6 protein-coding genes are annotated in these 13,716 nt (G+C 41.4%); all 6 read left to right on the plus strand.

The window, feature by feature from the left end; all coding sequences use genetic code 11:
* The first annotated feature begins 5 nt into the window (after window positions 1–5).
* The 6 genes from QZR76_RS04965 to QZR76_RS04990 all read left to right on the plus strand — a co-directional run bounded on the left by QZR76_RS04965 (window position 6) and on the right by QZR76_RS04990 (window position 13,711).
* Window positions 6–2,327, plus strand: a complete 2,322-nt coding sequence (locus QZR76_RS04965; RefSeq protein WP_294140939.1) for a DPP IV N-terminal domain-containing protein — start codon at window positions 6–8, stop codon at window positions 2,325–2,327.
* A 70-nt stretch (window positions 2,328–2,397) separates the two neighbouring features.
* A complete protein-coding gene (locus QZR76_RS04970; protein ID WP_294140941.1) occupies window positions 2,398–4,725 on the plus strand; it encodes a DPP IV N-terminal domain-containing protein in 2,328 nt (775 codons plus the stop codon).
* 286 nt (window positions 4,726–5,011) lie between these two features.
* Window positions 5,012–7,642 (plus strand): zinc-dependent metalloprotease, encoded by a 2,631-nt coding sequence (locus QZR76_RS04975; RefSeq protein ID WP_294140943.1) that lies wholly within the window; start codon window positions 5,012–5,014, stop codon window positions 7,640–7,642.
* A 76-nt stretch (window positions 7,643–7,718) separates the two neighbouring features.
* Complete coding sequence (locus tag QZR76_RS04980) at window positions 7,719–10,346, plus strand: zinc-dependent metalloprotease (protein WP_294140945.1); 2,628 nt, start codon at window positions 7,719–7,721, stop codon at window positions 10,344–10,346.
* Between the two features lie 92 nt (window positions 10,347–10,438).
* Entirely contained in the window at window positions 10,439–13,159 is a 2,721-nt protein-coding gene (locus QZR76_RS04985) for a prolyl oligopeptidase family serine peptidase (RefSeq protein WP_294140946.1), read from the plus strand.
* A 210-nt stretch (window positions 13,160–13,369) separates the two neighbouring features.
* Window positions 13,370–13,711, plus strand: coding sequence for a hypothetical protein (locus QZR76_RS04990; RefSeq protein WP_294140948.1), 342 nt, complete (start codon window positions 13,370–13,372; stop codon window positions 13,709–13,711).
* The last annotated feature ends 5 nt before the right edge of the window (window positions 13,712–13,716 follow it).

Consider the following 13,716-nt stretch of genomic DNA (forward strand, 5'->3'; position numbering starts at 1 on the left):
AAATAATGATAAAGAATATAGCGCTGTGGGTACTGCTTTTAGCGAGTCTTACCCTTTCTGCCCAACAAAAGGCAAATTATAAATTGGCGGATCGTTTTACGTTTAAAAATTTCCGGTATGCCGATCGGAATAGTCTGTCTATTTATCCGGAATTTATTAATGACGGGGATTGTTTCTGGTTTTCTTTTACCACGGAAGAGGGTAAAAAATATTATTATGTGGATCCTGCCAAACGGGAAAAACGATTGTTATTCGACACGGAAAAGTTGTTGGGACAATTAAGCGAAGAGACCCGTAAGGCATACGATGCCAAAGACTTTAATCTTCAGGGAATGAACTTTGATAAAAAAGGGACTTCCTTCACCTTTGTTTTTGAAAAAAACAAATACCGTTATGATATGAAGACAGAGTTGATTGAAAAAATGGATACTGTGATCAGTAAGGGCTGGGGAGAATCTTGGAAAAAATATTCTCCGGATAGTTCTTATATCCTTTATGCCAAGAATCATAATCTGTTTCTGATGGGGAATAAGGAGAAAGGAAAAGATACGACCGCCATACAACTGACGAAGGACGGAGAAAAATATTATACTTACGCGAAAGAGGAAGCGGATACGTTTCCTACCGCTCCCGTTGCGGTATGGTTGAAAGATTCCAAAAGAATCTATGCTGTCCGCGAGGATATGAGGGACATGAAGGAGATGGCTATTGTGGATGTGCTGGCAGAGCCTCGTCCGAAGTTGAAAACCTATAAATATTCAATGCCGGGAGATCAGGAAGCCGGACGTACGGAGATGGTGATCATCGATGTGGAGACAAAAGAGATTAAAAAGGTCGATATCCAGAAATGGAACGGGGAGTATTTTTCCGTTTTACATACTTCCAAGAACGGCGATAAGATTTATTTCGAGCGTCGTCCCCGGACATTCGACGAACAGGAGGTAGGTGTAGTGGACACAAAGACAGGAGAAGTAAAAGTGCTGATTCACGAAATCGATAAGCCTTTTATGGATTATAAGATGGCTAATATCCTGTTTTTGAATGATGGAAAAGATATTATTTATCGCTCGGAACGTACCGGATGGGGGCACTACTATCTTTACGATGAGAACGGTAATTTCAAACATGCCATTACCTCGGGTGCTTGGGTTGCCGGACCGGTATCGGATGTAGATACTGTCGGACGTACTCTTTATTTTTATGGTTTGGGGATAGATAAAAATATAGATCCTTATTATTATACCTTGTGTAAGGTGGATATCGATAAGCCTGGAAGCGTGAAGCAGTTGACTTTTGAAAATGCGACTCATATGGTTCATTTCCCGAAGTCTTATAAATATTTCGTGGATACTTATAACCGGGTAGATATGGTTCCCCGGATAGTCTTAAAGAATAGAAACGGAAAAGAGTTGATGGAATTGGCAAAACCGGATATCCGGAGAGCTGTGGAGATGGGCTGGAAAGCTCCTGAAAGGTTTAAGGTAAAAGCTGCCGACGGTGTAACCGATTTGTACGGGGTGATGTGGAAGCCTTTTGATTTTGACTCCACGAAGCAGTATCCGATTATTTCTTCGGTTTATCCCGGACCGTTCTACGAATATGTGCCGACCCAATTTGCCTTGTCGCATGACGATAATACCCGGTTGGCTCAACTCGGTTTTATCGTGATTGCCGTGGGACACCGGGGGGGTACACCTATGCGGGGTAAATTTTATCATACCTATAGTCATGGCCGTTTGCGGGATTACCCTTTAGCAGATGACAAATATGCTATCGAACAATTGGCAGATCGTTATTCTTTTATCGATGGAACGAAGGTCGGAATATACGGACATTCAGGAGGTGGTTTTATGTCTACTGCGGCCATTTGTACCTATCCCGATTTTTATAGTGCGGCCGTGTCTTCAGCCGGGAATCACGACAATACGATTTATAATTCCTGGTGGGGAGAGGTTCATCATGGGGTAAAAGAGGAGAAAAAAGTAATTAAAGACAGTGTCAACGGTGACCGGACGGAGAGTACTTTTAAATTTAGTGTTCCCACAAATATGCAATTGGCCAAAAACTACAAGGGGGGATTATTGCTGATTCACGGTTGGGTGGACGATAATGTACATCCGGCCCATACCTTGCGGATGGTGGATGCCCTGATCCGGGCGAATAAAAACTTTGATATGATCATTCTACCTGCTGAAAATCATGGTTTCGGAGGCGCTGCCAATACGTTCTATGAACGGAAAATGTGGTTCCATTTTGCCAAACATCTGTTGGGGGATGAAACGGGTGATTTTTATTACGAGATAGAACAATATAAAGACCGAAAATAATACTGACGATTGTAAATTGCAGATTTTGGATTAATCTGCAATTTACAATCTGCAATTTACAATTAAAAGTATGATACGGAGTATTTTAATTTCTATTTTACTATGCGGGAATGTACTTGGCGGTATGGCCCAACAAAAGGCAAACTATGAGTTGGCGGAACGTTTTCGGGCTGTGACCAAGGTACCTATTGTAAAAAATTCATTGGAAATTCGTCCCCGCTATATCAATAATACCGATCGTTTTTGGTACAGTTTCCGTACGGAAGAAGGAAACCGGTATTATTTGGTCGATCCCTCGAAAAGAAGTAAACGTTTACTCTTTGATAACGCCGAGTTACTGATGAAGATCAGTGAGATTACCCGTAAGGCTTATGGCGATAAAGAGTTGGATCTTAATTTTGAATTCGCTCCTGACGGAAAAACTATTTATTTCAATTTCGACCGGAATAATTTTGCCTATAATACGGAAACCAAAGTATTGGAGATAGAGGAGAAGATGCGAGGTTATTACTCTTCCAGTCCTTATTGGATGTATTACAGTGCGGATAGTTCCTATATGCTTTTTGCCAAAAGACACAATCTTTATGTGGTCGGTAACGCTGACAAGGGAAAAGATACGACAGAGGTACAGTTGACCTCGGACGGAGAACGTTATTATACCTTTAACCGGGAGGAGGAAGGAGAGATCGACGACCGTTTCGGCTGTTCCGCCAAATGGTTTAAACAGGGACATAAATTTTATGCGGTGAGGGAGGATTCCCGTTTGGTAAAGGAGTTGTGGCTGGTGGATGCATTAGCGAAGCCCCGTCCCCGGTTGAAAACTTACAAAGCTGAATTAGCAGGTGACGAACATGTGATCCAATACGAACTTCTGATCGGAGATGCGGATAAAGGAGAGGTGAAGAAAATAGATATAAGCCGTTGGAAGGATCAGTATATTGATGTGTTATATGCCAGCAATGATGGGAAAAGGCTTTATTTCCAACGTTACAAGAGAACCTGGGATGAATGTGAAATCTGTTGTGTCGATACGGAAACCGGAGAGGTAAAAGTTTTGATCCATGAAGTTGATAAACCTTATCTGGACTACCAAATGAGAAGCATCTCTTTTTTAAATGACGGGAAGGAGATACTATTTCGTTCGGAACGTACAGGCTGGGGACATTATTATTTGTATGACGAGAACGGAAATCTGAAGAATCAGGTGACTTCCGGTGCTTGGGTTGCCGGACCGATTATGAAGATCGATACGGTAAAGAGACAAATTTATTTTATCGGTTTGGGTAAAGAGAAAAATATAGATCCTTATTACTACGTGCTATATCGAGCCGATTTGGACAGAACGAACGCGATAACCTTGTTGACTCCCGAGAATGCCACTCATGACATAAGCCTGTCTCCTTCCTGTAACTATTTTACCGATAGTTATTCGAGAGTGGATATGGAGCCTGTCAATGTGGTCCGGGATCGGAAAGGAAGAGTTATTATGGAGTTGGAAAAACCGGATTTACGCCGTCTTTATGAATTGGGTTGGAGAAAACCGGAGCGTTTTAAAGTGAAAGCGGCAGATGGAGTGACCGATTTGTATGGAACGATGTGGAAACCGGCGGATTTTGATTCGACCAAATGTTATCCGATTATCTCTTCTGTGTATCCGGGGCCTTTTTTCGAATATGTTCAGACTCGTTTTACCTTGAATGACGATTTGAATACCCGTTTGGCACAAGTAGGTTTTATTGTGATCTCGGTAGGACATCGCGGGGGAACTCCGATGAGAGGTAAATTTTATCATACCTATGGGTATGGAAATCAGCGGGATTATCCGTTAGCGGATGATAAATATGCTATTGAACAACTGGCTGATCGTCATGCTTATATTAACGGGAAGAAAGTCGGGATATTCGGACATTCCGGTGGCGGTTTTATGTCTACGGCCGCTTTGTTGACTTATCCTGATTTTTATGGTGCGGCTGTATCTTCCGCGGGAAATCATGATAATAATATCTATAATAAGGGATTCGTGGAGATCCATTACGGCGTAAAAGAGAACAAGAAGATTGTTCGGGATAGTGTCAATGGAGATCGGGAGGAAATTACGTTTACGACTAAGAGTAAGAGTAACGCGGAGTTGGCGAAAAATTATAAGGGAGGATTATTGATCGTTACCGGAGATATGGATAAAACGGTTCACCCGTCACATACGTTACGGGTGGTGGATGCCTTAATTAAAGCGGGAAAGAACTTCGATATGTTGGTATTACCAGGCAATACGCATGGTTTTAGCGGAGAGGCAGAAGATTTCTTTGAACGGAAATTATGGTTCCATTTCGCCAAGCATCTTCTGGAGGATGACTCTGCTGATTACGAGGGTGATATCAATTATTTTATGAAACGTTAATGTTTGTAGGGGGGATATATAGCTATGAGGTTAACCGGGAATTCACTTCCCGGTTAACCGCTGTTTTCCCATGACTCATTTTGTTATAAGTTTAACGGAATCGGGATTGTTTGTTAAACTTATGTTATATATGTTACATTGCAAGCTTGTCTGAATTAAAATTATTTCATTTGTATAATAAGTTGTGATGTCGGATGTGTATGGAGAAAGGGGTCTACCAAGGGCATACGGCATGACAAATCGAATAATTATTGTGTACTATATTTTAAACCAAAATTAATTTATTATGAGACTGAAAACTATCGTTTTTGTTGTTATCGGTCTTTTCTTGATGCAAAGTAGTGTGACTTTTGCAGGAGAAAGGAAGAAAAAGAAATCGAAGGGAGAGAAAGTTGAAGTAAAGAAAGAGTCTGCCTATGACAAATTATTTAAAGGGCAGAAGTGCGAGACCGTAAAGGGAATGATTACCATTCACAAAATGGACGGGAAAGTTTATTTTGAATTTCCATTGAATTTATTGAATAAGGATATGCTATTGGGATCAACAATTACCAAAATTACCAATAACGGTTTTGGTAGTGTCGGAGAAAAACCGTACGATCCTTTACACATCACTTTTGTAAAAAGAGATTCTGCCGTGAATCTTTGTGCCGTTAATACCAATTACACGACCAAAGACAAAAACATCGGGAAACGGATTGAGGAGAGTACGATCCCTGCCGTTATGCAGACCTTTAAAATTATGGCTTACAACGCCGATAGTACGGCTGTCGTATTCGACGTGACTGATTATTTCCTTTCCAATGAGGATAATATCGGACCGTTCTCACCGTATGCACCTATTTTATATCGTCGTCGTTTAGAGAAAGAGTTTAAAAAACAGGATTCTCAGATTACCGGAATCAAAGCCTATGCTGATAATGTTAGCGTGGAGTCTTCATTGAACTACGTTATCAGCGTAAGCGATCAACGTTATTATTATATTTATAAAGCTCCGTTTAATGCCGTAATGACCCGGAGCATTATCCTGTTGCCGGAAGAGCAGATGCGTCCCCGTTACGCCGACCCCCGTATTGGTATCTTCGTGGGAGGTCGTTCCGAGTTTACGAGTGACGGTTCCGGTATACAGCCTCGTTATTTCGCTAATCGGTGGAGATTAGAGCCTTCTGATGTGGAAGCCTATAAGAGAGGAGAATTAGTGGAGCCGGTGAAACCGATCGTGTTCTACGTGGACAATACTTTCCCGGAAGCTTGGCGTAAATACATCAAAGAGGGCGTAGAGCAATGGCAGGCAGCCTTCGAAGCTATCGGCTTCAAAAATGCGATTATCGCCAAAGATTTTCCCACGGATGATCCTGAATTTGATCCGGATAATTTAAAATATTCTTGTGTACGTTATTCTCCTTCCTGGACGGCTAACGCTATGGGACCCTCTTGGACGGATCCCCGTACCGGAGAGATTTTAAATGCTTCTGTTTATTTATATCATAACCTGATCGAATTGGTACAGAACTGGCGTTTCATTCAGGGGGGACCTGCTGATCCTGCTGTTCGTAAAATGGTGTTGGATGAAGAGACTTTAGGCGATTGTATCCATTATGTGGTAGCTCACGAAATCGGTCACTGTTTGTCATTGATGCATAACATGGGATCTTCTTCTGCTATTCCGGTAGATTCGTTACGTTCTCCGTCATTTACTCAAAAATACGGAACGACATACTCCATTATGGATTATGCCCGTAATAATTATGTAGCACAGCCGGGAGATGCTGAACGGGGTGTGAAAATGACTCCTCCTGACTTGGGTGTTTATGATATGTACGCTATTCATTGGTTGTATACTCCAATATTTGAAGCAAAAACATCTGAAGAGGAAGTACCCGTATTGGATAAATGGATTACAGAGAAATCCAATGATCCGGTTTATCGTTACGGAAAACAACAGATCAATTATCGGATTGACCCGAGTGCAATGGAAGAAGATTTGGGTGACGATGCCGTAAAAGCTGCTACTTACGGTGTGAAGAACTTAAAGTACTTGATGAAGAACCTGAACAATTGGATCGGTGATGAAGATAAGGATTTCCGTTTCCGTGAGAATATATATAATGAAGTGATTTATCAATATTTCCGTTATATCAATCACGTGATTTTCAATATCGGAGGTATCTATTTGAATGAGCGTTACGCGCAGGATGCACGTCCGAGCTATAAATCCGTGGAGACAGAGAAACAAAAACGGGCCACCCAATTTATGTTGGCTCAATTGAAGGATCTGTCCTGGTTGAACGACCAAGCTTTGTTGAAAAACTTCGAGATTCGCAGCAATATTATTTCCGATATGGAAGATGCTATCTGGGAGGGTTTGACCAAACGTTTCGGTGCCGTTGCCATGAGTGCGGACAAGGCAGAAAAGAATCCTTATACTCAAAAGGATTATATGAAAGATTTGATGAACTTCGTATGGGCTCCTACCAAACAAGGCAAATCATTGAGTAATATTGAGAAAAAATTGCAATTGAACTTTGTCTCTTTCACGATCGGAAATACCGGAATAAATATGATGAGAGGTAACTCGTTGAGTTTCCATGCCGAAGACCTGATGATTCCGGTACCTGAATACATAAAAGAGAAGAGCCGTGAAATGTACGGTGATGTCTCCGAACATTGGATGGGTATGTTCACGAACAAGAAAGAGATGAGCCATGACGATGTACAATGTGGTGGCGCGGAAAAACAAGGTTTTGGTTGGTACGTGAGTGTTACTCCTCCTTACGAACCGTTGGAGCATCTTTATTTCGATGCTTTGCAAAATACGTTAACTCTATTAAAGAGTAAAGCGAATACCGGAAATGCTGATACCCGTCAACATTACAAATTGTTGATCTACAAAATAGAACAAGCGCTTAAAAAATAATTTGCGATAGAAGATCCGGATTGCGGTATATACACCGTAATCCGGGATCTGAAATCATGAATCTAAAGTTTGATATATGAAAAAAGGAATATATTTATTGTTTCTTTCGTTTTTCTTGTTCGGTATCTGCGGTCAGGTGGATGCCAAACGGAAAAAAGAGACGAACAAGGAAACTAAAAAAGTGACCGAGACAGCTTACGACAAGTTGTTTAAGGGAAAGAAATATACTACGGCCGAAGGGTTGATGAAAATCCATGATATGCAGGGGAAGATTTTGGTTGAATTCCCGGTAGCCTTTTTGGATAAGGATATGGCATTAACCTCTTCTATCAGAACGATTAGTGATAACGGAGAGGGGATTGTCGGTCAATTTGCCGGCCGTCCTATGCATTTGCGTTTTACTCGTCAGGATTCTTTGTTACAGGCTCGTTTTCTTTTATTTAACATTCCTGTAAACACGGGGAAAGAGGTAAAAGCAAACCAGGCTTTAGCTGAATCTAATATTCCGGGTATCTTCAAATCTTTTAAGATCAAAGCTTATACTCCGGATAGTACCGCTATTGTGGTAGACATGACGGATTTATTCCTGGAGCATTCTTATTACACCAATCCGTTTGCCGGTTATGCCGGAAACTCTTTGTTCGGCTTCGTTGCCCGGACTCATAAATTCCAGGAAAATCGTTCTTCCGTTTCCGGAATCAGGGCCTATGACGACAACATCGTGGTGATGTGTAATATGGGATATAATGTAGACCATTTGGTATTCGGAGCTTTCTTGATGAAAAAAGACGTTCCGGTAAGCGTAAATATCGATAAGATGTTGTCTCTTTTACCGGAAGAGCCTATGCGTCCTCGTATGGCTGATTCTCGAATCGGAGTCGCTTACACGGGAAAAACCGATTATACCGGAGGAAGCGAAGGTTTTAAACCGATGTATTACACGAAACGTTGGAGAATAGAACCTTCCGACGAAATAAAATACCGGAACGGAGAGTTGGTTGAACCGAAAAAACCGATTGTATTTTACCTGGATACATTAATGCCTGAATTCTGGAAACCTTATATTAAGGCTGGAGTTGAAGAGTGGAACAAAGCTTTTGAGAAGATCGGATTCAAAAATGTATTGCAGGTAAAAGATTTTCCTGCCGATGATCCCTCTTTTGATGCTAATAACATCAACTATAATACCATTCGTTACGCTCCTTTGTGGATGTATTTTATCCAAAATTCCATGTTTACGGATCCTCGTACGGGAGAGATATTGCAGGCTTCCATGTATATTCATGATAATGTAGTTACCGGTTTACATGAAGATCGTTTGGTCACGACGATGGCTGTAGATCCTTCTGTCCGCACGTTAGATCCGACTCCCGAGTTGGATGGCGAGGCGCTTCGTTTGAAGGTAATGCAGATTGTCGGTAAGAGCCTTGGGTTGACGGAAAATATGGGAGCTACGGCTGCTTACCCGACTGATTCTTTACGTTCTGCTTCTTTCACTCAGAAATACGGATTGAGTCCTTCCATCATGGACTATTTCATGTTTAACTATGTGGCCCAACCGGGAGATGTGGAGAAAGGGGTTCGTTTGACAACTACCGGAATCGGAGCCTATGACTATTATGCTATTCAATGGTTATATAAACCTATATATGAAGCTGCTACTCCCAAAGATGAAGAGCCTGTGCTGGATCAATGGATTCGTGAACATCAGGATGATCCGATGTATCGTTTCGGAGTTCGTCAGGCTTCTTATGCTTCTTATGATCCGACATCACTTTATGCCGACCTGGGAGATGATCCCGTGAAAGGATTGACGTATACCGTAAACAACCTGAAGAAATCTCTTCAAAATGTGTTTACTTGGTATGGGGGAGATAAGGATAGAAGTATGACGAAGAGACGGTCTATGTATGCTGGATTGACTTCAGCCTTCAGATCCAAATTGGATTACGTTTATGCTTATATCGGTGGAATGTATTTAACGGATAAACGTGCGGGAGATACCAAACCTTCTTATCAACCGATACCGAAGGCAAAACAAAAAGAGATCGTAAAATACCTGGTTGGTCTTTCCCGTGATCTTTCCTGGTTAGATAATGAGGCTGTTTTAAAAGAGTTTGAAATCGGGGATAGAACGGCCGCTAAAAACGAGGAAGAGATCATCTACGGCTTATTGGATCGAATTCGCTTTGTCGCTCTTGCTGCAGAACGGGGAGGAGATTATACTCCGGAAGAGTATGTAAATGATATTTATAATATTATCTGGGCTCCGACGATGAAGAACCAGAAATTGACCAATAAGGATATGAAATTGCAGAATGCTTTATTGATGGGAATTATTACGAGTTCTACCGTGACATTGTCTCCGGCAGCATTCGATGTTCCGAGAGAAGCATTCCGTTTGGCAGATTTCCAGGATCTGGGTGTTCGGAGCATGTATCAACATGATTTTGCGTTGCTTGAGAATGCGGGACTTCCGGTAGAACCGATGAGAGAAGGTATGATGATTGCCGGAGAAAAAGAGGGATTCGATGTGGCGAATTTCGTTGAAGCTAAACCATATTCAACCACTCATCTTTTCTATAACATGCTTTTGAAAACAAAGGATATGTTAGCTCAGGCTGTAAGCAGAAGTACGGGCGAGACCAAATCTTATTATCAATTGTTATTGTTTAAGGTAGAGAAAGCTCTTGACCGGAAATAATTATTAATACAATATAGATTACGGGCTGGCGGGTATATTTTTTGTACTTGGTCAGCCTGTAATTATTTAAAGGTAAATTAAAATTGTACATTATGTGTTTAAAACGAATCTTCGGTGTCTTGTTGCTATTGCTTGTGGGATGGGAGGCCGGAGCTCAAAAGAAGTCTTTGGATCTGGAGTCATACAAACTGTGGCGACGGGTAGAAGCTCAAAAAATGTCCGAGGACGGAAAGTGGGTTACTTACCGTTTCGCGTATATCGATAACGAGGGACACGATAAGGATGAACCGGTAACCTATTTGCGTCATGTGGCGACCGGTAAAGAGTATGAATTACGTAATGTTAATTACGTGAATTTCTTTAACGGAGGCAAGGGATTGAAGTATACCGTGAATAAATCTCCGTTGGATACGGCCAATCTGACATCCGATACCACGATATTGCTCTCCTTGAAAGACATGAAAAAAACGTATTGGAATAGGGAATATTCGTTTAATGAATCGCCACGTTCGCCGCTTATTACGTATACTTATTCTATCGGGGAGACAAACGGAAAATCTATTAATAGATTGGTTGTTTGGAATTTTGAAACGGGAGACTCTACCGTGCTCGATAGTATTGAAAATCCTGTTTCTTATGATCAATATAAGACGATAGCTTACCTGAAAAATAACGGGGCGTATAAAAGTCTTTATGTCGGACCGTTGAAAGGAAAACATCGGTTGATATACGGGGATCAGAAGGCTCAGATAAAGAATTTCTCTTTGAAAATGGGAGGAAAAGAGGGAGTGTTTACAGTTGCTTCCGATACCTCTTATTTGAAAAACCCGGATCTGTTGTATACGTTTTCTATCGCCGATGGAGAGTATAAATTAGTCTTGGATTTGAAAGAAGTCGAATTACCGGGGGAGTATAAAATCAGCCCCAGTACCTATACGGTTTTCAATCATGGTAAGTATATTTTGGTGGATGTGGAACCCAAGGTCCGTGAACCTCAGAAACCAAAAGTAAAGCCGGATACCAGTTTCGAGTTGGAATTGTGGAAATGGGATGATGAAATCTCTCAAAGTCGCCAAAAGCATGAGTGGACCAGTTTCAGGAGAGGGATGCCTAAATATGTTTATCATGTAGAAGATAAGAAATGTATCGAAATTGCTCCGGCTGAGATCGACCGGATTTCTTCTCCTGCCACTGAAAATTATGAATATGTGATTCTCGTGGATGAAGCTCCCTATCGTCGGTTTTCCGATTGGAAAGACGGGGTAAATGCCGATTTATATTTAGTCAGCTTAGAAACAGGAGAGCGGAAGCCGTTATTTAAGGATTTTAGAGAACGTCCTGTCTGGAGTCCGAATGGTAACTATGTATTGTTGTATCACGGGGAGGAAAAAGTATGGTATAAATTGGATGTACGGACAGGGCAATTGACAGATATCTCTTCGGCTATCGGTTATCCGGTGTATGATGAGGACTATGATAAACCGAAACCTGCAGATGCTTATGGTATTGCCGGATGGTCGGAAGATGGGAATACGGTTTATATCTATGATCGTTATGATATCTGGACTATTGATCTGACCGGAAAAAACAAAACAATTTCTCTGACACAAGGATACGGTCGTAAACATAATATTATTTTGCGTTGGTTAAAGTCTGATTATGATACGAAAACCCTGGATGTGAGTCAGAATTTATTGTTGCGTACGGTAAAGATGGATAATCTGGATATGGGAATCTATCGTTTTTCTCCTAACGGGAAATTTAAAAAATTGATTGAAGGGCCTTTTTCCGTTTATGTCAATCAATTCTCTGCCGATGGGAAATCCTGTATCTTTACACGTCAGAGTTACACGGAATTTCGAGATTTATGGTGGAGTAAGTCCGATTTTGCACATCCGAAGCGTTTGACTTACACCAATCCGCAACAGGAAAATTATAGCTGGGGTTCCGTCCGGTTGGTGGAGTGGACTAATTACGAGGGAAAACCTAACCGGGGATTACTCTATTTGCCGGAAGGGTACGATTCGACAAAAACCTATCCGACCATCGTGAATTTTTACGAGACCCATACGGGAGATATTCATATGTATCATGTTCCCGCTCTGAGCAGTGCCATGATTAACACGGTAACCTACGTAAGCAACGGGTATGTAGTCTTTATGCCGGATGTGCATTTCACGGTCGGCGCCCCCGGTGAGAGCAGCTATAATGCGGTAGTCAGCGGAACTCAGATGTTGATAGACAAAGGAATTGCCGATAAGGATCGTATTGGAATACAAGGACATAGTTGGTCCGGTTACCAGGTGGCTTATCTGGTGACGCGTACGAATATGTTTAAATGTGCCAATCCCGGAGCTGCCGTATCCAGTATGGTGTCGGCTTATACAGGAATCCGTTCCGGTAGCGGAATGCCTCGTATGTTTATGTACGAAGAGACCCAAAGCCGTATGGGAAAACCGCTTTGGGGAGAGGGTAATACGGAGATGTATATTAAAAATTCACCGATCTTTTTTGCCGATAAGATTCAGACGCCTTTGTTGATTTTCCATTGTGATGCCGATGAAGCCGTCCCTTATTCGGAAGGATTGAACCTTTTCCTGGCCATGCGTCGATTGCAAAAGCCAGCCTGGTTGCTGAATTACAAGGGCGATCGTCATTTTATCTATAATCATGCGGCCGAGGTGGACTGGACCATCCGTCTGCAACAATTCTTCGATTACTACCTGAAGGATGCTCCTATGCCTCGCTGGATGCAGGAGGGTATCAATATTAAAGAGAGAGGAATCGATCAGAAATACGATTATGTGAAATAGTAGTAGTAGCGATTTTACTGAACGGAGGTTGGATTCAAAAGCTTTGAAAACTTTTGAATCCAACTTTTTTTATCTGGTTTTGTATAAAGAGCTCCGGATAAAAATGTTTATATTGAACTTTTGATATTTATATTTTTATAAAATTTTATTATATTTGTAAGCATAGTGATTAAAGCTGGCCTTGTTTGTTAAATTCTAAAATCTAATGCTATGAAAAGTGTACTAAAGATGGTCGTAATGACCTTGGTTCTATGGGTGGGTAGCGTATCTATGACAGCCAACCATAATGTTGTTAAAGTACGGGTTGGAGAGAGTGTGATATTGGATTTTTCTCCCCTTTTTCCGGATCGTGGTACAGGTTCGTACAATATTCGTTATTATAAAGAGGGACAGGAAATTAAATCCTCGAGTGGAATTGTGATAAAAGATTTTATCTTGTACATCCCGAACGTACGTTTCTCGGACATGGGAAGGTACGTGTGTGTAATAACGAATGAAAAGGGGAGTTATACGGCAGCAATCGATTTGATCGTAGAGGATTGGCCTCAATAATGTAA

Origin of the sequence: uncultured Sanguibacteroides sp. (assembly GCF_900543425.1) — a bacterium.
GTDB lineage: Bacteria > Bacteroidota > Bacteroidia > Bacteroidales > Marinifilaceae > Gabonibacter.